This window comes from Schaalia sp. HMT-172, from assembly GCF_030644365.1.
Classification (GTDB): domain Bacteria; phylum Actinomycetota; class Actinomycetes; order Actinomycetales; family Actinomycetaceae; genus Pauljensenia.
The window spans coordinates 953,395-975,261 of record NZ_CP130058.1 but is presented as its reverse complement, the minus strand read 5'-3'; the positions used below and the strand labels follow the sequence as shown (position 1 = coordinate 975,261).

Below are 21,867 nucleotides of genomic sequence, written 5' to 3'. Positions count from 1 at the left end.
ACATGAACGAGGCCGTGGCCAGCTCGCGCTCCCCCGATCGGTACCGGATTGCTGAGATGGCCACGGCCTCGTGCGTGCCCGGCAACTTACTGCGAGGCGAGGGCCGCCGTCGGAGGCGTGCGCGCCGCACGGATCGCGGGGTAGAGCCCGGCGACGGCGCCGATGAGGAGAGTCGCGCCCAGACCGGCGGCGATCACCCACCAGTGCAGGGTGGGCGGCCACCCGTAGGCGATGCACATGCCCCACGTGACGCCCCCTCCGATGAGGCATCCGGCGACGCCCCCGAGGAAGGACAGGATGAGGGCCTCGGCCAGGAACTGGACGCTAATGTGTCCTCGCTTCGCGCCCAGCGACCGGCGCAGGCCAATCTCCTTGCGGCGCTCCAACACCGAGATGATCATCGTGTTGGCCACGCCGATGCCACCCACCAGCAGGGCAATCGAGCCGACGCCGGCAAGCAGCGTCGTGAACGTCTGATCGGCGGCGTTTTGCGCGGCCAGCGCGTCCGAGGGGCGCGACACCTTCAGGCCCGTAGCGCCCTGTGGCGCCAGGGTCGGCCCGAGAAGGGCCCGCACGTTCTCCACCTGGTCCTCGGCGCTGCGCTCGTAGATCGTCGTGGGTGTCTTACCCGCGTCGAAGAGGGAGGCGGCAGCGGGGATGCCGATGAGCGCCGTGTTGTCGAGCTCCTCGGCCAGGGGCGCGTGCTCCATGACACCCAAGACTGTGAAGGAGCGGCCTCCCAGCCACACCTGTGTGCCCGGCTCGACGACGCCGAGCAGCTGTGCGGCCTTCGAGCCCAGCACGACGCCCGGGTAGCGGGCGGTCGCGTCGTTGAGCCACACGCCGTGCTTCATCTGCCCGGAGACGACCTCCAGCAGGTTCGTGTCCGCGGCCATCGTGATGATGCCGCCCGTCGCGTTCGGGTCCGACAGGCGCGAGCGGTAGACGGACACGCCCGACAGAGTCGACGTGGAGGCCGCCGAGGTGACGCCCGGGATCATGAGGGTCCGCCCCACGGAGTCCTCGGGCAGGATCAGGTCGGTGCCGCTCAGGTCGGCGCCGCTTCGAGCCGTCAGCATGTTGGTGCCCAGGGCCCGCAGCTGCTCTTGGAGCTGAGCCTGGGAGGAGGCGGACACTCCGACGACGCCGACCATCGCGGCGATGCCAATCGCGATGCCCAGGGCCGACAGGACGGCGCGCATCGGGCGCGAGCGCAGGCCGGTCAGGCCCAGGCGCGCCACGTCGGAGGCGCGCAGGCTCGAGCGGTGCGCGCGAGCGCGGGTGCTACTCGTCATTGCTACCTCCTACGCCTCCCGGGCGTCCCGAATCGGACACGATTTCGCCGTCACGGATGGCGATCTGGCGCGGCAGTGACGCCGCCAGCTCGTTGTCGTGGGTGATCACGATAATGGTGGTGCCGGCCTCGTTGAGCTCGCGCAGCAGGGCGACGATGGAGGCGCCGGAGCGCGAATCCAGGTTGCCGGTCGGTTCGTCCGCGAGCAGCAGGGCCGGGTGGCCGATGATGGCGCGCGCGATGGCGACCCTCTGACGTTCGCCTCCCGACATCTGGTGGGGCTTGTGGTCGATGCGATGCCCGAGGCCCACTCGGGTCAGCGCCTCACGCGCGGCCTCGCGGCGCTTGGCCCGGGGCACACCCCGGTAGAGCAGCCCGTCGGCCACGTTGTCCAGGGCCGACACGCCGGCCGTGAGGTGGAACTGCTGGAAGACGAAGCCGATGAGGGAGGAGCGCACGCCCGACAGCTCGGTGTCGCGCAGCGAGGACACGTCGGTTCCGCCAATGCACACGCTCCCCGAGGTGGGTCGATCCAGCGTTCCGATGAGGTTCAGCAGGGTCGATTTCCCGGAGCCCGAGGGGCCGACGATGGCGACGAACTCGCCCTCATCGACGCTCAGGGATACTCCGTTGCAGGCGTGCACGGGGGGTGAGCCAAAGGACCGGTGCACGTCGGTCAATTCCAGGATATGGCTCATCGGTTGGGCACCACCACACGCTGGCCTTCGGCGATGTCGTCGCCACTCACTTCGACGCGGTCGCCCGCGAACATGCCGACGGTGACCGGGACCCGGGTCACGGTGCCGGCCTCGTCAACGACCTCGACACCGAACTGCTCGGAGGTCAGCGCGACGAGCGCACCCAGGGGCACGGAGAGGACGTCCTTGCGCGTCTGGGAGGTGAGCCCGAGAGACACGGAGGCCTCCTGGGTGCCGTCGAGGGCCGACGTGTCGTCCGGGGTCACGGTGATCGGGACGATACGCTCCTTGGTCGTCTCCTTGGAGCCCTCGTCGCCAGGCTTATCCCTGGGGGGTTCGACGGCCGTGATCGTGCCGGTCGTCGATGCGGCGGATCCGGGCAGGCGAATGGTCACGGAGTTTCCGACGACGCCCAGGGCCTGGTCGGAGAGCTTGAGGTTCGCGGAGATGATCTGACGCGAGGACGAGGCCGTGAAGAGCTCCGTCTCGGTGGTCGCCGTGTCGCCCACGCGGGACTTGAGCGCGCCGATGCGCATGTCTTCGGGGGCGAAGAGCACGGTTCCCAGCGGCAGCGTGCCGTTTTGCGGCAGCGTCAGGGCTTTCTGCCAGCGCTTGATCGCGGCGATCGTGTTCCAGTCGAAGTGGGCGTTCGGGGTGGCCTCGAAGTAGCCGAGCTCGGAGAGCGCGCTCTCCAGCTGGGTGACGTCCTCGCCGTCGCTCATGCCTTCCTCGAAGGTCCTCCACGCGGGGGTCGCCCCGTGGAGCAGGTAGGTGTTGTTGCCGGCCACCGTGTAGATGTGCGATCCCTGCGTGAGGGTCGTGCCGGGCGTGGGCAGGGCGGTGACGACGCCGTCGAAGGCGCTCTTGAGCGTGTAGGAGTCGGCGTACTGGAGGGTTCCCTGGACGGTGGTCTCCCCCACCAGGTCTCCGCGCTCGACCGTCGCGGTGGCCCCGTCGAAAGACTGGGGCGCGTCGGAAGCCGCATTCGTGCCCGAGCAGGCCGACAGCGTCATTCCGGCGAGGACCAGCATCGCGAGTGATGCCGCGAGGCGTGGGGTTCGCGGTCGACTCACTTGGCGCCTCCGGGGTTGCCGAAGCACTTGTTGATCGCGTCCTGAGGGATGTCCTGCAGGTTCACGCCCTTGCCCGGCTCGGGGTCCTTCACGTCGTAGCCGAGGCCGCGCAGGCATTCCGCGCCCTTGATCAGCGCTTCGCGTCCCGCCGGGTCATTCGTCAGGTCGTCCTCGCCGGTGAGGTTGGAAACCTTCGCCATGCATTCGTTGAGGGCGTTGTTGAAGGCGTCGGAGTTGTCCTTGAGCTGGTCGGGGGTCAGGCCCGTGTCGGGCACGTCGAAGCCCTTCTCACGCATGCACTGGGCGAACACGAGGTTGGGGTCGTTGGATGCCGCCCCATTTCCCGAGCCGGAGCCGCCACGGGAGGATGCGGAGCTTGAATTGCCGCCGTTGGTCGAAGAGGACGAGTTCTGCGTCTGCGATCCGCAGGCGCTCAGGGCCGCCGCCAGGGTGAGAGCGATGACTGCAAGGACGCGCGTCTGCGTGCGAGTCTTCATTGAAACTCCTTGAAGAATTTTAGGGTGTGGGTCTCACTTCCGAGATAGATTACAGCCCTCTATCCTGAAAGCTACCTGAAAACTATCGGGGAGCGCGCGCAGAATTTCATCAGACAACCCTGGGAACACCGGTACGAGGCCGTGGCGGCCGTGTACGCACAAGGCTGAGCCTCGCGTGGGGCATGGTGAGAGCGAGGCCAGCTCCGGCCTCGTCGATCCTTGACACAAGGGGGGGGCGGGGAACGCCCGCGCGTCCCCCGCCCCCCCTTTCCTCACCCAACAAGCCTCTCGTCAGGACCGCGAGAGCTTAGCCCTCCGTAATGTCGGCGCGACTCATGTTCTGCTTGAGGTTCTCGACGATCTCGCCGTGCTTCTTCTCCGTTAGGCTGACCTTGAAGGCGAAGACCAGGAAGGCCAGGACGATGACGCCGAGGGGCGCGTAGAAGGCCGCGGTCTTGAAGGTCTCGATGTTCGCGGTGGTCAGCAGGTCGGGATCGACGTCGTTGGTCATGGCGGCCGCGATGGCGACAAAACCGACGATGGAGTTGGACAGGGCGCCGGCGATCTTGTCCAGCATGGGTCGGACAGACAGGGTCACGGCTTCGTTGCGCTTGCCGGTCTTGAGCTGGCCGTACTCGACAGAGTCCGTGATTGTCAGGATCGCGGTCATCTGGATGCAGGTGGCGGGCAGGTAGAAGAGAACCAGGGCGATGAAAACGATCGTGAGGTGCGTGGAGAAGAGGATGAACAAGATGTAGGCGATAGCCATGAGCACCATGCCGCCGAGGTAAAGGTAGCGGCGCGGCACGCGGCGGTTAATCGCCGGGTACAGGGGCGTGACAATCAGGCCGACGACGAAGGCGATGATGCCGACGATCGAGTAGCTGTCGGGCAGGCGCAGCACGAACTTGAAGAGGTAGATCATGAAGCCTGTGGTCGCGACGTTTGCGATTGAGTACAGGACGTAGGACAGGGACACCCACAGCAGCTGGTCGTTGCGACCGATCGCCTGGAACGCCTGGAGGGGGCTGGACTTGTCTCCCGGATTGCGCAGGACGCTTTCCTCCTCGCGGGTACCAAATGCGACGGCCAGGCAGGTGACGATACCGAGGATTCCAACGACCGCGCCGAAACCGGTCCAGCCTGCCTGGCTCTCAGACCCGGCGCCGGCCACGCTGCCGAAGAATGCGACCACGGGGACGACGATGGCGGTGACACCGTTGTAGCCGATCGAGCCGGTGAAGGTACCCAGGGCGGTATAGACGCTTCGCTCTTCCGAGGAGGAGGACAGGGCGGGGATCATGCCCCAGTAGGAGATGTCGCGCAGCGAGTACAGGACGTCGAGCACCACGAAGACGATGATGAAGACGACGATGAAAACACCCTTGTTGGCGTTGACCAGGCCAAAAAGTCCGGTGAAGATCGCGAAGAGCAGGATCGATGAGCCGACACCGCCGATCACCTGCCAGGGCTTGAAGCGGCCCCAGCGCGTGGTCGTGTTATCCACCAGGTTACCCAGCAGCGGGTCAATGAAGATCTCGACGATACGAATAATGAAGACGAGTGCCGTGATGATGCCGATCATCGCCGTGGCTTCTTCGGCCTCGTAGTCGCGGAACAGTGTCTGCGCCGCGTAGTAGGTGACAAAGAATGTCGACAGCGCGTTGTAGTACGCAGCCTGTCCCAGATTGCCGATCGCATAGCAGATGCGCGATACCCAGCTCTTGTGTGCACCCTGTTCGTGCGACATGGTCCCTCTCCTTCGAAGCAACTCTTAGTTGGACACCTTTAAGTTAACGTATTTACCCGAATACCGCAACGGTGTTTTTGATTACAGACAGTTTATCGGTTACCTAGTTGCGTTCATCGAAACAACCGGTTACCCTGATTGCAGAGCAAGTTCGCTCCATACGCAACGTCGCACATTCGGAGGTCTCCATGTCCCGCACCGCTCTTATCCACACGCCCAACCCGGCCTGGCTCCACGATCCGCAGGCCTTCGCTGTCAATCGACTGAGCGCCCGCTCCTCGCACCGCTCCACAGCGCCCCGCCAGAGCCTCGACGGAATCTGGGAGGTGGCACTGACCTCGGGCAAGTGCGTGTCGCTGGAGAACCCCACCAGTGCGTTCACTCAGGGGCACGTGCATGCAGTGCCCGTCCCCTCCACGCTTGAAACCGAGGGACTGTGGCCCCCGGCTTACGTCAACATCCAGATGCCCTGGGATGGGCACGAGGACCCGCAGGCCCCCGCTGCTCCCGCGGACTGCCGCGTCGCTGTCTACCGTCGTTCCTTCACACTGGACGAGGCCGTGGCGCAAACCCTGGACGCGCGCGGCAGCGTGCGAGTGCGCTTCGACGGCTTCGCGACGGCCCTCTACATCTGGGTGGACGGTACGTTCGTCGGCTACTGCGAGGACGGCTACACGGCCAGCGAGTTCGACATCACGGGTGCCCTGGCCGACGACCGGGAGCAGCACGACATCGTCGTCGTGTGCTACGAGCACTCCAGCGCCTCCTGGCTGGAGGGCCAGGACTCCTGGCGATTCCACGGCCTGTTCCGCTCGGTCTGCCTGGTGGCGCTGCCCACAGCCCACGTGGAGAACCTCGAGGTGGGCGCCGACTACGACCACGCGAGCGGCTCGGGCGACCTGAGCGTCGCGGCCACCATCGCGGGCGCCTGCGAGGGCCTGACCGTGGCCGCCGAGCTGACGGACCCGGACGGGAAGGTCGCATGGCGCACCGAGGGACCCGCGAGCGCGGAGCGCCTGGAGCTGACTGCCGACCTGGCGGATGTGTCCCCGTGGAGTGCGGAGTCGCCGGCTCTGTACACGCTGACCCTCGAGCTGCGCGGCCCCGACGGGGTGAGCGTGGAGCGCGTGAGCCAGCGCGTGGGATTCCGTCGCTTCGAGATTGTCGATGGCGTCTTCATGCTCAACGGGCGCCGCCTGATCTTCCGCGGAGCCAACCGTCACGAGTTCGATCCGCGCACGGGCCGCACGGTGTCGCTGGAGGACATGATAACGGACGTTAAGCTGTGCAAGCAGCTCAACATCAACGCGATTCGTACAAGCCACTACCCCAACGACACGCGTTTCCTGGATCTGTGCGACGAGTTTGGGCTGTACGTCATCGACGAGGCGAACCTGGAGACCCACGGCTCGTGGTGCACGCCAGGCGACATTCCGACGCCCGAGACGGCGATTCCGGGTTCGAAGATGGAGTGGGAGGACGCGTGCGTGGATCGCGTGGAGTCGATGGTGCTCCAGGATCGAAACCACGCGAGCGTGCTGATCTGGTCGCTGGGCAACGAATCGTATGGCGGTGAGGTGTTCCGCTCGATGTACCGCCGCTCGCGCGAGCTGGATCCGGCGCGCCCGGTCCACTACGAAGGCGTGACCTGGGATCGCGAGTTCGACGACGCCTCCGATATCGAGTCGCGCATGTACGCGCTGCCCGACGCGATTGAGGAGTACCTGCGCTCTGCTCCCAAGAAGCCCTACCTGTCGTGCGAGTACATGCACTCGATGGGTAATTCAGTGGGTGGTCTTCAGCTCTACACGGCGTTGGAGAGCTACCCCGAATATGGTGGCGGTTTCATTTGGGACCTCGTCGATCAGGCCCTGTACCACGAGGCCACGGCCGCGTCGGATGGGGAGTTCCTGGCCTACGGCGGCGACTTCGCCGACCGCCCGTGCGACTGGGAGTTCTCCTGCGACGGCATCCTGTTTGCGGATCGTACGCCTAAGCCCCAGGCGCAGGCCGTCAAGGCCCTCTACTCCCCCGTGACGCTCACCCCGAGCTCGGATGGGATCGCGGTGTCCGCGGTGGCGCTGCCCGCCCCTGCCTCCGATCTGCGCATCCGCGCCCGGGTCCTCGCTGACGGCGAGGTCGCGTGGGAGGAGACGTATGAGGCCGTGGCTGTCCCTGGCGAGGAGAGCGCCGTGGCCGTGGGTTGGCCGGGCGATCTGCTGGCTGACACGCAGCGCGAGATCGTTTTGGAGGCCGCGCTCGTCCCGGCCTCCGATACGCCCTGGTGCGAGGCCGGACACGTCGTGTCCGTCGGGCAGACGATCCACTCGCGTCCCGAGGTGGCCGACACCGCGCCTGCGGGCGGGGCCTCCTTCACGGTGGGACGCTGGAACATCGGCATGCGCGAGGGCGACAACGAGGCGCTGCTGTCTCGCACGGCGGGCGGCATCGTCCAGTGGAAGCGCGGCCAGACGGCCATGGTGTTGCGCCCGCCGCGCCTGACCACCTTCCGTCCGCTCACGGACAACGACCGTGGGTGCGGCCACGGATTCGATCGCGCGTGCTGGACGACGGCGGGTGCCTACGCGCGCTGCGTGGACACCAGCGTCGAGGAGGGACCCGGCGGCGTTGTCGTGACCTACGAGCACAAGCTCGCGGGCTTGGAGGACGTGATCGTTCCGGTCTGCTACGGGCTGCGCGCCGACGGCACGATCCGCTTGACCGCGACCTACCCGGGCGCACAGGGACTCCCGACGATGCCCTGCTTCGGCGTGGAGTGGGCACTGCCGTCCTCGATTGACCACCTGCGCTTCTACGGCCTCGGCCCCGTTGAGGCGTACGCGGATCGCCTGGACGGGGCGAATCTCGGCGTGTGGGAGGACACCGCGGTGCAGGGACTCGCGCCCTACGCGGTACCGCAGGAGTGCGGCTACCACCCAGGTACGCGCTGGTGCGAGGTGAGGGACGCTGAGGGCCACGGCCTGCGCATCGAGGCGCGCGGCGAGCTGGGCGTCTCGCTCCTGCCCTACTCCTCGGCCCAGATCGAGCAGGCCGGGCACTGGTGGGAGATGCCCGCACCTGAGCAGCGCGCAGCGACCTACCTGCGCCTCCTCACCGCTCAGATGGGGGTCGGCGGCGACGACTCGTGGGGCTCACCGGTCCACGATGAGTTCCATGTCGACGCGAGTGACACGCAGGTCCTCGACGTGACGCTCTCGCTCATCTGAGATGAAACCGGTGGCGGCGCGGTGAATGTCCACCGCGCCGCCGCCGGCTGCCTATTGGTCCTTGACGTGAGTTCCGCCCGGCGCTCAGGACTCGGGTTCGGCCGTAGCGGGCACGAAACTCTGGCGCGCAACCAGCTGAGTCGACAGAAGCACGTGATGCTTGTGCGTGAAGCGCCCCACGATCGAGTCGGACAGCAGCATGAGGGCCGTCTCGGCCAGCTCGGAACGTTTTATCGCGTAGGAGCTCAGCGGCGGAGCCGTGTACTGGCACACCTCGAGGTTATCGATGGAGACGACGGCGACCTGATCGGGCACGCGGATCGCTCGCGCAGATAGCGCCTGGAGGACGCCCACGGCGAGGGAGTCTGCGGCGACCAGGATCGCGTCGGGCAGGTCCTCGCCCAGGGACTCAACCAGCTCGTCGACCTGGCGTCGGCCGTTGTCCACAGAGAAGGGACCGGAGGCGCGGACAAGACCCTCGATGGGCATGGCCAGCAGGCGCGCCCACTCGTCAAAGGCGACGGTACGCGGGTCCTGGCCGAACACGTGGCTGCCCATCACGTGCCCGTCGCCACCGATGAACGCGATGCGCTCCCGGCCGCTCTCGCGCAGCGCGTAGATTGCGTCGAGGACGGTCTGTTGCAGGTCGGGGCGCACGGAGTGGAAGAGCGTGGGAGCAGGATTGATGTCGATGAACACGCCGTGGGGCAGCGCCTCGTGCAGCGCCTCCAGGTTGTCCCGCGTCAGGGGCGCGGGGCCAAGGGACACGAAGCCGGAGTAGTCTTGCCCGGCCTCGACCAGGGCGCGCACGTCCGGGAAGAACGTCAGAGACATCATGTTCTCGGCTGCTCGTTCGCGCAGCGCCTCGCGCACGTCGGAAAAGTAGGAGTCTTGGGGCCCGTTGGACGGGTCGAAGTTTTCGAGCACGGCGATGGTCAGGGGGATGCTGGAGCGGGATGTGCGCAGCGCGTAGCCGAGCTCGTTGGCAACCTGGATCACGCGGTGGCGGGTTGATTCTTTCGCGGTGAAGCTGGGGTCACCAGATAAGACACGAGACACGGTCGCCTTCGAAAAGCCCGTCGCCTTCGCGATATCGCCAAGATTAACCATCGATCCTATCCCCAAACACCCTTGAACCAACTCGTGACAGTCTAACCGATGCGAGCCTCGCGAACGCGAATGAGCGCTGCACCGACCGGGGCGTGTCGATGAACGAGGTCGGGGCGGGGTTTGCCCGCCCGCACTTAGAGGCGCGAACCCTCGTCGTACTCGGCCTTGATGTCCTCGTGGTGGCGGATGACCTCACGGACCATGAAGCCCAGGAACTTCTCCGCGAAATCGGGGTCGAGGCCGGAGGAGGCGGCCAGCGTGCGCAGGCGCTCGACCTGGCGGGCCTCGCGGGCTGGGTCTGCGGGAGGCAGGTCCAGGCGCGCCTTGATGTGGCCGACGCGCTGCGTGCAACGGAAACGCTCGGCGAGAATGTGGACGAGGGCGGCGTCGATGTTGTCGATTGTTGCGCGCGCCTCCGCCAGCTCGGCGGGAATGCCGCTGACTCCCCTGTCGGCCGAAGCTGCCAACACGGCCTCGTCACGATCCTGCATACAATCCTCCTACTGCGTATCGACTGCCCCCAGTCTATCGAGAGGACTCAGGCGCTGCGCTTGCCTTCCGAGGAACGTTCGGGGTACAACTCGGCCTCGCCCACGCCCTCCACCAGGTCGCGGGTGACGACCACGCGGGCAACGTCGTCGCGGCTGGGCAGGTCAAACATGAGGTCGGACAGAGTCTGCTCCATGATCGAGGACAGGCCACGCGCTCCGGTCTTGCGTTCGTTGGCACGCGCGGCGATGGCCAGGAGCGCCTCGTGGGTGAACTCCAGGTCCATGCCGTCCAGCTCGAAGAGGTGCTGGTACTGGCGTACCAGAGAGTTCGACGGCTCGGTGAGGACGCGCACCAGGTCCTCCTCCGTCAGCTCCTTCGTGGAGGTCAGGATGGGCAGGCGGCCGATAAACTCAGGAATCATGCCGAACTTGTGCAGGTCCTCGGCGGACACGGCCTCGTACAGGTCGCCCATCTCCGAGGTGCTCTTCAGCTCCGAACCGAAGCCCGTGGAGCGACGCCCCAGGCGCCCCTTGACAATATCCTCGATGCCCGCAAACGCGCCGGCCGCGATGAAGAGGATGCCGGAAGTGTCAATCTCCAGGAACTGCTGGTGGGGGTGCTTGCGCCCGCCCGTGGGGGGCACGGAGGCGACCGTGCCCTCGATGATCTTCAGGAGCGCCTGCTGGACACCCTCGCCGGACACGTCGCGCGTGATCGAAGCGTTCTCAGCCTTTCGGCCAATCTTGTCGATCTCGTCGACGTAGATGATGCCCTTCTCGGCCTTCTTGATGTCGCCGTCGGCCTCCTGGATGAGGCGCAAGAGAATATTCTCCACGTCCTCGCCCACGTAGCCGGCCTCCGTCAGCGCGGTGGCGTCCACGATCGCGAAAGGCACATCGAGGAGGCGGGCCAGGCAACGCGCCAGGTGGGTCTTGCCCGTGCCCGTGGGACCCAGCAGCAAAATGTTGGACTTCGTGCCCAGCATGTCCTCGGCGTTGCCCGCCTCGCGCGAGCGCACGCGCTTGTAGTGGTTATACACGGCCACGGACAGAGCGCGCTTAGCACGATCCTGGCCGATCACCCACGTATTGAGGAATTCGTTGATTTCACGAGGCTTAGGCAGGGGCGTCGACGAGGTCGAGGCCTGCTGTGCGCCGAGCTCTTCCTCGATAATCTCGTTACACAGCTCGATGCACTCGTCGCAGATATATGCGCCGGAGCCACCGATGAGCTTACGCACCTGCTTCTGGCTCTTCCCGCAGAAGGAGCACTTGAGCAGTTCCGCGCCATCAGTCAGACGAGCCACGAGACCTCCACTTGATTGAGCGTTTTCCGTTCGGTCGGAGACGCTGTCGCACTTACTAGAAAATAACCTAATGCACAAGGGGACATTTTCCACGCAGGCGCGCTCATTGTTATGAAATGTTCACACATCACCACAAAGGGCACCGGTCCGCCTCGCATCGACGCTCGCGCGCGTATATGACGAGGCCGCAGCGCCCCCGCGCTCACCGGCACGGGGAAGCCACGGCCTCGTCACTATCTCACAAGTCACAGAGCCTTGCGGGACTCCAGGACCTGGTCGATCAAGCCGTACTCGGCGGCCTGCGGGGCGGTGAGGATCTTGTCGCGCTCGATGTCGCGGCGCACCTGCTCCACCGGCTTGCCCGAGTGCTTCGAGAGGGTGTCCTCGAGCCATGCGCGCATGCGGTCGATCTCGTCTGCGACGATCTGGATGTCCGAGGCCTGCCCCTGCATGCCCTCCATCGCCGGCTGGTGAATGAGGACGCGCGCGTTGGGCAGCGCCAGGCGCTTGCCGGGCGAGCCAGCAGCCAGCAGCACGGCCGCGGCCGAGGCGGCCTGACCCAGGCAGACCGTCTGAATCTGCGGCTTGATGTACTGCATCGTGTCGTAGATCGCGGTCAGCGCCGTGAAGGAGCCGCCGGGCGAGTTGATGTACATGGTGATCAGCGAATCGGGATCCTGGGACTCCAGGACCAGCAGCTGCGCCATGACGTCGTCTGCGCTGGCGTCATCCACCTGCACGCCCAGGAACACGATGCGGTCCTCGAACAGCTTCGTGTAGGGGTTCTGGCGACGGAAACCGTAGGCCGTGCGCTCCTCGAAATCGGGCAGCACGTAGCGAGCCTGGGGCATCTGGCGTGCGACCGCCTCAAAGTAGGGCTGGGTGCTCATCAGTTCTCTCCTCGCGTTCCGATCTCCTGCGGGCTGTCGATCACGCGGTCGACGAAGCCGTACTCGAGGGCCTCCTGCGCCGTGAACCAGTGGTCACGATCGCCGTCGGCCTCCACCTGCTCAACGGTCTTACCCGTTCGAGACGCGGTGATGGCTGCGAGTTCCTTCTTCATGCCCAAGATCAGGTCCGCGTTGATGCGAATCTCCGTCGCGGAGCCGCCAGCGCCACCCAGGGGCTGGTGCAGCAGGACGCGGGTGTGGGGCGTGATGTAGCGCTTACCGGGCGCGCCCGCAGTGAGCAGGAACTGGCCCATCGACGCGGCCAGGCCCATGCCAACCGTGACGACGTCCGGCTTGATGTACTGCATCGTGTCGTAGATGGCCATGCCGGCCGTCACCGAGCCGCCGGGCGAGTTGATGTACAGGTAGATGTCGCGGTCCGGGTCCTCTGCCGCGAGCAGCAGCAGCTGCGCGCAGATCGCGTTCGCATTGTCATCGCGAACCTCGCCGCCCAGCCAAATGATGCGCTCCTTGAGCAGGCGCTGGTAGACCGAGTCGCCCAGTCCCAGCTGCGAGCCTTCGCCGGCAACCCCGGTATTGTGCACGCTCACGCGTACCTCCTCGTCTGTTCGCGGGCCCAGTCGGCCCCATTGGTGTCAACCGTACCCGCTGCGCGCCCCCCGGCGCGCGCGCCGGGCCGCCGTTTCGCTGTCGGCACATGAGCGAGGCACGTGCACTGAGTACATGCGGTGAGGGGACGAGGCCGAAGCCTCGCCCCCTCAACCCACGAGTTAGTCACTCGCGCGCGGGATCACCCGTAGCGGGTCACTCCTGCGCGTCGGCAGACTCGGTGATGATCTCCGCGCCCTCTTCGGTGGCCGGATCGGCGCCAAAGAACTTGGACAGGTCGACGTCGGCGCCGTTCGTGTCCTTGACTGAGACGACCTTGAGGGTCTCGATGAGAGCCTTCGAGCGGCCCAGGTCGGCCACGACGTTCGCCATCTGCTGGGAGGAGGAGAACAGCTGGTTGATGTCAATGCCGAAGTTCTGCGACATCTGGATCGCGTAGTCGATGAGCTCCTGCTGGGAGACCTGAACGTCGAACTTCTTGGCCAGGGCCTCGGAGAGCAGCTCGGTGCGCATCTCCTTCTCGACGGCCTCGCGGGCCTCCTTCTTCGCCTTGGGCTTGGCGTCCTCGCCGACGCGGTGCTCGACCTGGTGGTCGACCGCGGACTCGGGCAGGACGATCTCGACCTTGTCGAGGAGGACATCGATGAGGGCGTCGCGCGCAGCAAGGGCCTGCTGGGACTCCTTGGACTGAGCGGCCTGCTTCTTGAGGTCCTCGGTCAGCTCCTCCAGGGTGTCGAACTCGGACACCATCTGGGCGAAGTCGTCGTCGGCCTTGGGCAGCTCGCGAGCCTTCATCGCCTTGACGGTGATGGTCACCTCGGCCTCTTCACCCTCGTGATCGCCGCCCTTGAGCTTGGACGTGAAGGTGACCTCGTCGCCGGCCTTGGTGCCGCGCAGCGCGGTGTCCTGGCCGTCGAGCATGGAGCCGGAGCCGATCTCGTAGGAGACGTCGGAGGCGGAGTCAACCTGCTCGCCGTCGATCGTGGCGACCAGGTCGATGGTCGCGAAGTCGCCGGTCTTGGCCTTGCGGTTGATGGTCTTCAGGGTCGCGAAGCGGCCGCGCAGGTCGTCGAGTTCCTTCTGCACGTCCTCGTCGGTGACCTCGGTGGGCTCGACCTCAACGACGATGGACTCGTCGATCTCGGGCAGCTCGAACGGGGGAACGACCGCGACCTCGGCGGTGAAGATGAGCTGGCCGCCCTGGGGGCCGGTCACGTTCGGGATCTCGGTGACGTCAATCTCGGGCTGAGCCATGGGGCGCAGGTCGTTCTGGTTGATGGCGTCGGAGTAGTGGCCGGGCAGGACCTCGTTGACGACCTGCTCGATGACGGCGGCGCGACCGAAACGCTGGTCGATGATGCGCGGAGGAACGTGGCCCTTACGGAAGCCGGGGATGTTAACCTGTCCGGCGATCTCCTTGTACGCCTTGTCCATGTCGGACTTCAGTTCCTCGTAGGGAACCTCAACGGTCAGGCGAACCTTGGTGGGCTCGAGGTTTTCAACGGTGCTCTTCACGTGCGCACGCTCCGTAGTCTACGAATAGGGGAACGCCCATTTCGGGCGCATAACAACTCGCTTAGTCTACGCCACGCTTTGCCCGATGTCTTTCTTCGGCGCCCCAAATGCGCGTATGGGGCCCCTCACGGCCTTATCGCGTGCGCAATGACACACGTTTCCCCTGTTCCTCGGCTCAACGACGAGGCCTGGGTACCCCGGTCGGAGGCGCGCACTCAGGGGGCGAGGTAGTGGGAGCGCCCGCGCACGACGGCGGCAAGACGCGAGCGGGGCACCTCGGCGACGCCCCTGACGGCGTCGGTGATCAAGGCGTGAGTCGCTCGCGCGTCAGCGTCGTCGACGGCGGTGAAGCGGGCGGTGACGCGTGGCTGGCCGGAGGCGATGGCGATGTCCCAGGATTCGAGTCGCGTCACGGAGCGGGCCGCTGCTTCGACGTCCTCGGGGAGGTGCCCGGGTGCCATGGTGGTGGCCGTCAGGATGGTGCGATAGGACGGCACGGCCACTCCCCCGTTCACGTTGGCGGACGCGACAGCGGTGCCGCGGCTGGTCGGGGTGACAGGATTTGAACCTGCGACCCTCTGCTCCCAAAGCAGATGCGCTACCAAGCTGCGCTACACCCCGAAGGACTCGTGTCCGATGCACCATCATACGGGAGGGGCGGATAAATGTCGCGCACGTAGACAATAACCGCTAGGATCATCCACGTCCCCTCCGGGGGTACGCGGATGTAGCTCAATGGTAGAGCCTCTGCCTTCCAAGCAGATCACGCGGGTTCGATTCCCGTCATCCGCTCCACCGCCAGGAAAGCCCCGGGCCGCTCGGCCCGGGGCTTTGGCGTTAAAGGACAAAACGTGTTGGTCTTGTACTGGCTTTTCTGCGTGATGGTGCGGAAAAATCGGGTTATAGGACACTGCGTGTTGCTGGAAGGGTAACTTTTGGGCTTTCTGGTGCGGGAAAGTCGATGTTTTAGTTGGTTGGGACCAACTATGAGGATGGACAAATCGTGTTGCTAGCAGGGTGACTTTTCGGCTTTGTCGCGCGGGAAAGTCACGATTTTAGTTGGTCGTGCTTGCCTCGTTCCTGTGAATACTGCATCATGCCCTGTGTGTGGCCGCCCCATGATCCGTCACGGTAAGACGTCAACAGGTCGTCAGCGCTGGCGGTGTAAACCCTGCAAAATCACGACGCTGAACGAAATAGACTCCACGGCCAAGCATCTTGATGAGTTCTTGGCCTGGCTGCTGGGTCGACGTCGTCAGGTGGATTTGCCTGGTGGGGGCCGCTCGTTTCGTAGGCGTTGTGAGCCGTTGTGGCAGTTATGGCCTTTCTGCCCGATCATCGATGAGGTTCATGAGGTCATCTTCGTCGACGGCATCCACCTGGGCCCAAACGCCGTGGTCCTCATCGCCCAAACACCCGATTGCGTGCTGGGCTGGTACGCGGCTAGGAGTGAGAATTCTCGGGCCTGGAGCGCGCTCATGAGCCGGATCGCGCCCCCGGCCCTGGTCGTCACCGACGGGGGCAGCGGGTTCGCGAGGGCGTGCAAGAAGGTCTGGCCCGCCACGCGCGTCCAGCGCTGTACCTTCCACGCGTATTGCCGTATTCGCCAAGCCACCACAACGCGCCCCAAACTGGAGGCCTCGCGTAGCTTGTACGCTCTGGGGCGCCAGCTCACGCACGTGCAAGACATCGATGGAGCCCAGGAATGGATAGGCGCCTACCAGGCCTGGTGCACGCGCTGGAAGGGCTTCCTGGAGGAGAAAACACGCAGACCTGACGGAGGGTGGGAATACACCCACGAACGTCTCGTTCGGGCTCGTAACAGCCTTAACAAGCTCATCTCCCAGGGGCTCTTGTTCACCTACCTGGACCCCACCTTGGGGTTAGGCTTGTGTTGTTGACACTTCGTTAAGCGGGTGTGTGTGCCTGCGGAGAGTGAGGTGCCTGTTATGGGAACTCGTCGTCGTTTTACGCCGGAGTATCGTCGTGATGTTGCGAGCCTGGTGTTGGATACGGGGTCTTCGATCGCGTCTGTGGCCCGGGATTTAGGGCTGGGTGAATCGGTGGTGGGCCGGTGGGTCAAACTCGAGCGCGAGCGGCGTCAAGCCGTGCGTGAGGGTCGTCCAGATCCACGCGAGCTGGAAGCTGAGATCACGGCATTGCGCCGGAGGGTGCGCGAGCTGGAGAAGGAGAACGAGTTCTTGGGAAAAGCCAGCGCCTTCTTCGCGTCTCGGCACCAAAACACCAGCGCTTTGAACTGATGGACGCGCAGAAGGCTTCCTACTCGATTACCTTGATGGCCAGCGTTCTAGGGGTCACGCGCGCGGGCTATTACGCGTGGAAAAACCGTGCACCCCAGCGGGCAAGCGCGCATCGGCGCGTCGGCGTTTGGATGAGGCGGTGGCCTGGGAACACGAGGTGTCGGGTGGCACCTATGGGGCTCCTCGCATCCGCCATGCTCTGGCGCGCGCGGGCGTGGATGTGGGGGTGCGTGCGGTCGCCGCGTCGATGCGCCGCCAGGGCCTGACAGGCCTGAACACGCACCCACGCCCGGCCAAGCGCGGCGGGCGCGGACCTGTGGCCCATGAGGATCACTGCGCCCGCCAGTGGGATCAAGGCGCCCTGGACCGGGTGTGGATCACGGATTTGACCTACCTGCGGTGCGCCCAAGGCTGGGTCTACCTGTGCGCCGTGCGTGATGCGCACTCGCGTAGAGTCCTGGGATACGCCATGGGTGAGCAGCAAAGCACCGACCTGGTCATCACCGCGCTCGACATGGCCGCCACCACCCGTGGCGGCTTCCCCACTGGGGTCGTGCTCCACGCTGATCGGGGAACACAGTTCACCTCCGAGAAGCTGGCAGCCTACATGCGCGCCGTGAAAGGAAGAGTGTCGATGGGGCGGGCCGGAGTGTGCTGGGATAACGCCATGGCCGAATCCTTTTGGGCCACCCTCAAAACCGAGTACTACTACCGGCGTACCTTCACCACCCGCGACCAGGTCTACACCGGGGTCGCCACCTGGATCGAAGACTTCTACAACCGCCGCCGCATCCACACCAGCCTCGGCGGCAAATCCCCCATCGAATACGAACTACACCAAGCGGCCTGGACAAAAGCCGCATAAACAAACCGTCAACAACTTGCGCACAACCCCACACCCACCCGATGATGCTTGAGCGGCGCGCCATCACCACCCACACCTGTGCCGGCTGCGGGGCGACCTTCGAGGCGTATGGCAACAAGCACCGCAAGTACTGCACGCACGCCTGCTACATCCGCACCCGTTTCGGAACCCGGGGTGGTCGCCCATGACCAGCCGCACCACGGGCGCGTACTGGCGGGCAGAAACCCAGACGGCAGCAGACCTGGACTTCCTTGATGCCCTTGCCTCCCGAGGGCTGCTCACCGCCAGTCAGGTACGCGCCATTCACCGCCAGCTCGCCGCTTCTTGGGATGAGACCAGGGTGGTGTTTACCCGCGCCAGGACTTGATAAACCCGGCGTGTAGAGCGTTCATGTCACACACCAGAACACCACCGGCGAGACCCACGCGGGCAGAAAGGAGCAGCAGATGAGCCCAGACTTGAAGACCATTACACCACGACGCACACCCACCAGCCGCATCCGCGTGGCCGCCTACTGCCGGGTCTCAACCATGTCGGAGACCCAAGCAGGATCCCTTGCTGCTCAGGTCTCGGCCTACTCCAAGCTCATCCACGCTAACCCTGCCTGGCAGTTCGCCGGGATCTACACCGACCAAGGAATCTCCGGCACCACCAGAAAAAGGCCCGGGTTCGCTGACATGATGGACCACGCCAGAGCCGGCGACTTCCAGATCCTGCTGGTCAAGTCCATCTCCCGCCTGGCACGCAACACCGTCGACCTGCTCTCATGCGTGCGCGAGCTTGCAGCCCTGGGGGTGGCGGTGCGGTTCGAGAGAGAAAACATCGACACCTCCAGCGCGGAAGGTGAGCTCATGCTCACCCTGTTAGCTTCTTTCGCCCAGGAAGAATCCCGCTCCCTGTCACAGAACGTGAAGTGGGCGATCCGCAACCGGTACAAGACCGGTGTCACCAACTCCCACCGCATCTACGGATACACCTGGGTAGGCGGGAGCCTGCACATCAACGACGATGAGGCCCAGGTTGTGCGCCGCGTCTTTGACGAGTACCTGGCCGGGGTGAGCCCCGAGGCTATTGCCGACCGCCTCAACGCTGAGGGGCTGCGCGCACGAGAAGGAGGAAACTTCCTCGGCTCGGTGATCCGCACCTGGCTGGAAAACCCCCGCTACGTGGGAAACGAAATGCTGCAAGCCACCTACACCGACGGTCCTGGAGGAAAGCTCGTCGTCAACGACGGGGCACTACCCAAGTACTGGGTTCAGGGAGCAAACCCTCCCATCATCGACGAGGCCACCTGGAGGCGGGTCCAAGACGAGCTCGCCCGCAGACGCCAATCCGGTGGCAGAGCCCTGACCCCTAGTGGCGGGACGTGTGCGCTCACTCATCGGGTGGTGTGCAGCCAGTGCGGGCGGCGTTTCCACCGGCGCACCAAAACCCGCAAGCACATCTCCTACAAGTACTGGTGGTGCGAAACCGCCACGAGGGGGCAAGGCAACCCTTGCCGGGCACCTCAGATCAGGGAAGCCCAGCTCAAGAGCGCTATCACCGCCCACCTGGGATTAGGCGAGTGGGATGACCAGCAAGTCCTTGAGCGTCTCGAGCAGGTCACCGTCTACCCCAGCGGGAAAGTCACTGTGATGAAACGAGGCGCGCACACCGCTGAGCCCGTGATGGCAGGAAAGGAGTAACCCCATGGCCACCGTCACCACCATCCCGGCACGGCCCGCCAAGACGCTCACTCCTACGACGGTGCGCTCCCGGCGTAAGGTCGCGGCCTACGCGCGAGTATCCACGGACCTGGAAGAACAACAATCCTCCTACCAGGCACAAATCGACTACTACACCGACTACATCCAAGGCCGGGCCGATTGGGAGTTTGTTGGCATGTATGCCGATGAGGGGATTTCGGGAACCTCAACGAAGCACCGGCAGGGCTTCCAAACCATGATCACCGACGCTTTGGCTGGCCGTATCGATCTGATCGTGACCAAGAGCGTGTCCAGGTTTGCCCGCAACACCGTCGACTCGCTCACCAGCGTGCGGGCCCTCAAAGAAGCCGGAGTGGAGGTCTACTTCGAGAAAGAAAACATCTGGACCCTGGACTCGAAAGGCGAACTACTCATCACCATCATGAGTAGCCTTGCCCAGGAAGAATCCCGCTCCATCTCTGAGAACGTCACCTGGGGACACCGCAGGCGTTTTGCGGAAGGCAAGGTCATGGTGCCCTACGCCTCCCTGCTGGGCTACAAGAAAGGCGACGACGGGGGCCTGGCTGTTGATGAAGACCAGGCCAGGATCGTGCGACGCATCTACCGGGAATACCTGGCAGGGCACTCACCCAAAACCATTGCCGCACACCTGACCGAAGATGGTATCCCTACGCCCTTGGGGAAGAAGACCTGGAACGTGTCCACCATCAACTCGATCCTGCGCAATGAAAAATACAAGGGCGACGCGCTGCTGCAGAAAACCTTCACCGTGGACTTCCTGACGAAAACCACTAAACGCAACGAAGGAGAGATCCCGCAGTACTACGTGACCGGTAACCATGAGGCCATCATTGCCCCAGCCGTATGGGACCAAGTCCAACGAGAAATTGAGCTACGTTCAACCCGGCCACGATCTTTCGCGCATCCATTTGCTTCCCGAATCCAGTGCGGGTGCTGCGGGGGATGGTACGGGTCTAAGACTTGGCACGCAGGAAGCAAGTATGAAAAGCGAGTGTGGAGATGTAACCGGAGATACGACAAAACAAATGAGACCCCCTGCACCTCCAGGCACATCACAGACGATGAAATAATTACCACGTTTGAGCAGGCAATAGGGCAATTCGCGCCATCTCCAAGCCCAGAGGTACTTGAGGCTGCTCTCGCTCAGCTTGGTAACTCGCGTGATCTTGAGGACAAGCTCGCACAGGCGGTCGCCGCACGTGACAGCGTGGCAGGCCGTATCAACCAGCTCATTCAAGCCGCAGCACACGCTGGCTTCGACCCTGGCGCGTTCGAGGCCCAACAGGCTCGGCTCGAAGCCGACTACCAAGTCCACCTCAGCGCAATCGAGTCCCTCGAAAGGCAGCTGCACGAACTTGAAGCCAAGCGCGCGGCCATCACCGCATTCCACCAGTACCGCAGCAAGAACCCCGCAATCACCTATACCCCCGAGGCCTGGCGAGCCCTCGTCGACCACGCCACCATCCACCCCGACGGAACAATCACCATCACGTTCAACGACGGCACGAGCATTTGACCGCTGTGGTGAGTGGCTCCACAAGCTATTGGCGATCATCTCCATCCGACAGCTACGTCGGCCCGACCAAGAGCTCAGGAACCCCGATTTCTTTCATACCCGACGGAGAGTTGGCAGCGAATTCTCACTCAGTCACATCTCGGAAGCATGCCTTGGCACTCCGTAGTTCGATCGCTTCTTCGAGTGTTCGCACCTCTGAATACTCATCAGTCCGATAGTCCTTGATGGCGAATTCCTCAACATTGGGTTCACTTGGAGTCGGCAATCCGGATTCTTCATCGCTCATGAGTCCTCGCTTCACCGATGTCACGCAAGGTTCGTTGAGCCCCTGAACAACAGTCGCTCATGTATCATTAAAACCTAACGCAGGCACCACCGGGGAGACACGTGTGAGAATGGTGGGGGGCCACCATCGGTTGCTCCGCAACATGACACCACGTGGCCCCAGCAGCAACAGTGACATGGAGGTGGATATGGACGCTGTCAACACTTCGAGGCTCTCACTGAGGCCCGTGCAGCTCACCGACCTCGAGGAGCTGTATGCACTGAGCCGTATGCCCGAGGTCAACCTCTTTAACCCTTCTGGTCCCGACCGCAGTATTGACGAGGCGCGTGAACGGCTCGAGGACTGGCTGCGCGACTGGGAGACGGACGGTATTGGCTACTGCACGGCCCGTATGCTCGAATCGGACGCCTACGTCGGCTACGTGGGGCTGGCCGCGCGCACGTTCCGTGACGAGCGCGTCCTCAACCTCGCCTACCGCATCCGACCTGAGTTCCAGGGATCAGGTCTGGTTACCGAAGCCTGCCGCGCACTCATCGAGGCCGCGCGCCCACGCTGGTCAGGGCACCGGATTCGGGTCCTCACCAAGCAGGACAACACCCCCTCGATCGCAGTGGCCACACGCTTGGGCTTCACCCACGCCCCCGACTTGGACGACACCCCGGACCCGGGCGACATCAACCTCTTCCTGGACCTCTGACGCCAAGAAGCACGCACCGGTGGCTCGTTCTCT

General features: G+C 64.5%; 20 protein-coding genes and 2 tRNA genes. 8 read left to right on the top strand and 14 right to left on the bottom strand.

What is annotated here, in order from left to right; all coding sequences use genetic code 11:
* Positions 1-86: 86 nt before the first annotated feature.
* The 5 genes from QU663_RS04020 to QU663_RS04000 all read right to left on the bottom strand — a co-directional run bounded on the left by QU663_RS04020 (position 87) and on the right by QU663_RS04000 (position 5,312).
* On the bottom strand, positions 87-1,295 hold the full coding sequence (locus tag QU663_RS04020; RefSeq protein ID WP_009057607.1) for an ABC transporter permease: 1,209 nt from the start codon (positions 1,293-1,295) through the stop codon (positions 87-89).
* Positions 1,285-1,992, bottom strand: a complete 708-nt coding sequence (locus QU663_RS04015) for an ABC transporter ATP-binding protein (protein WP_021611644.1) — start codon at positions 1,990-1,992, stop codon at positions 1,285-1,287. Before QU663_RS04015 ends, QU663_RS04020 begins: the two co-directional genes overlap by 11 nt.
* Complete coding sequence (locus QU663_RS04010) at positions 1,989-3,023, bottom strand: peptidoglycan-binding protein (protein ID WP_021611643.1); 1,035 nt, start codon at positions 3,021-3,023, stop codon at positions 1,989-1,991. Before QU663_RS04010 ends, QU663_RS04015 begins: the two co-directional genes overlap by 4 nt.
* Before the next feature lie 38 nt (positions 3,024-3,061).
* The gene (locus tag QU663_RS04005; protein ID WP_034481024.1) at positions 3,062-3,562 is read right to left on the bottom strand and encodes a hypothetical protein; all 501 of its coding nucleotides are present in this window, start codon (positions 3,560-3,562) and stop codon (positions 3,062-3,064) included.
* A gap of 307 nt (positions 3,563-3,869) precedes the next feature.
* Positions 3,870-5,312, bottom strand: coding sequence for a glycoside-pentoside-hexuronide (GPH):cation symporter (locus QU663_RS04000; protein WP_021611640.1), 1,443 nt, complete (start codon positions 5,310-5,312; stop codon positions 3,870-3,872).
* 188 nt (positions 5,313-5,500) lie between these two features.
* Here QU663_RS04000 and QU663_RS03995 point away from each other — a divergent pair, with 188 nt between their 5' ends.
* Positions 5,501-8,539 (top strand): glycoside hydrolase family 2 TIM barrel-domain containing protein, encoded by a 3,039-nt coding sequence (locus tag QU663_RS03995; protein WP_304990688.1) that lies wholly within the window; start codon positions 5,501-5,503, stop codon positions 8,537-8,539.
* 84 nt (positions 8,540-8,623) lie between these two features.
* Here QU663_RS03995 and QU663_RS03990 read toward each other — a convergent pair whose 3' ends face one another.
* The 8 genes from QU663_RS03990 to QU663_RS03955 form a co-directional block, all read right to left on the bottom strand.
* Positions 8,624-9,649 (bottom strand): LacI family DNA-binding transcriptional regulator, encoded by a 1,026-nt coding sequence (locus QU663_RS03990; RefSeq protein ID WP_021611638.1) that lies wholly within the window; start codon positions 9,647-9,649, stop codon positions 8,624-8,626.
* Between the two features lie 134 nt (positions 9,650-9,783).
* Positions 9,784-10,140 carry a chorismate mutase gene (locus QU663_RS03985; RefSeq protein ID WP_021611637.1) on the bottom strand — a complete coding sequence of 119 codons (357 nt, stop codon included), beginning with the start codon at positions 10,138-10,140 and terminating at the stop codon, positions 9,784-9,786.
* A gap of 47 nt (positions 10,141-10,187) precedes the next feature.
* Complete coding sequence (clpX, locus tag QU663_RS03980; RefSeq protein ID WP_009059023.1) at positions 10,188-11,447, bottom strand: ATP-dependent Clp protease ATP-binding subunit ClpX; 1,260 nt, start codon at positions 11,445-11,447, stop codon at positions 10,188-10,190.
* Positions 11,448-11,692: 245 nt separating this feature from the next.
* A complete protein-coding gene (locus QU663_RS03975) occupies positions 11,693-12,337 on the bottom strand; it encodes an ATP-dependent Clp protease proteolytic subunit (protein WP_009059029.1) in 645 nt (214 codons plus the stop codon).
* On the bottom strand, positions 12,337-12,948 hold the full coding sequence (locus tag QU663_RS03970; RefSeq protein ID WP_009059033.1) for an ATP-dependent Clp protease proteolytic subunit: 612 nt from the start codon (positions 12,946-12,948) through the stop codon (positions 12,337-12,339). Before QU663_RS03970 ends, QU663_RS03975 begins: the two co-directional genes overlap by 1 nt.
* Positions 12,949-13,162: 214 nt before the next feature.
* The gene (tig, locus tag QU663_RS03965) at positions 13,163-14,482 is read right to left on the bottom strand and encodes a trigger factor (RefSeq protein WP_021611636.1); all 1,320 of its coding nucleotides are present in this window, start codon (positions 14,480-14,482) and stop codon (positions 13,163-13,165) included.
* Positions 14,483-14,697: 215 nt separating this feature from the next.
* Entirely contained in the window at positions 14,698-14,979 is a 282-nt protein-coding gene (locus QU663_RS03960) for a hypothetical protein (RefSeq protein WP_034481059.1), read from the bottom strand.
* A 47-nt stretch (positions 14,980-15,026) separates the two neighbouring features.
* Positions 15,027-15,103, bottom strand: a tRNA-Pro gene (locus tag QU663_RS03955).
* Positions 15,104-15,203: 100 nt separating this feature from the next.
* Between QU663_RS03955 and QU663_RS03950 the strand changes: the two genes are divergently transcribed.
* The 6 genes from QU663_RS03950 to QU663_RS03925 all read left to right on the top strand — a co-directional run bounded on the left by QU663_RS03950 (position 15,204) and on the right by QU663_RS03925 (position 20,851).
* A tRNA-Gly gene (locus tag QU663_RS03950) sits at positions 15,204-15,277 on the top strand.
* Positions 15,278-15,600: 323 nt separating this feature from the next.
* On the top strand, positions 15,601-16,383 hold the full coding sequence (locus QU663_RS03945) for an IS1249 family transposase (protein ID WP_198010218.1): 783 nt from the start codon (positions 15,601-15,603) through the stop codon (positions 16,381-16,383).
* 48 nt (positions 16,384-16,431) lie between these two features.
* A complete protein-coding gene (locus QU663_RS03940; RefSeq protein ID WP_304990649.1) occupies positions 16,432-16,743 on the top strand; it encodes a transposase in 312 nt (103 codons plus the stop codon).
* 139 nt (positions 16,744-16,882) lie between these two features.
* Positions 16,883-17,608: an IS3 family transposase gene (locus QU663_RS03935; RefSeq protein WP_304990687.1), complete on the top strand. Its 726-nt coding sequence runs from the start codon at positions 16,883-16,885 to the stop codon at positions 17,606-17,608.
* 446 nt (positions 17,609-18,054) lie between these two features.
* Entirely contained in the window at positions 18,055-19,293 is a 1,239-nt protein-coding gene (locus tag QU663_RS03930; protein WP_084437372.1) for a recombinase family protein, read from the top strand.
* A gap of 4 nt (positions 19,294-19,297) precedes the next feature.
* Entirely contained in the window at positions 19,298-20,851 is a 1,554-nt protein-coding gene (locus tag QU663_RS03925; RefSeq protein ID WP_021610686.1) for a recombinase family protein, read from the top strand.
* A gap of 124 nt (positions 20,852-20,975) precedes the next feature.
* Here QU663_RS03925 and QU663_RS03920 read toward each other — a convergent pair whose 3' ends face one another.
* Complete coding sequence (locus QU663_RS03920) at positions 20,976-21,137, bottom strand: hypothetical protein (protein ID WP_155887116.1); 162 nt, start codon at positions 21,135-21,137, stop codon at positions 20,976-20,978.
* Between the two features lie 187 nt (positions 21,138-21,324).
* Between QU663_RS03920 and QU663_RS03915 the strand changes: the two genes are divergently transcribed.
* Positions 21,325-21,834 carry a GNAT family N-acetyltransferase gene (locus QU663_RS03915; protein ID WP_050981214.1) on the top strand — a complete coding sequence of 170 codons (510 nt, stop codon included), beginning with the start codon at positions 21,325-21,327 and terminating at the stop codon, positions 21,832-21,834.
* Positions 21,835-21,867 lie beyond the last annotated feature (33 nt).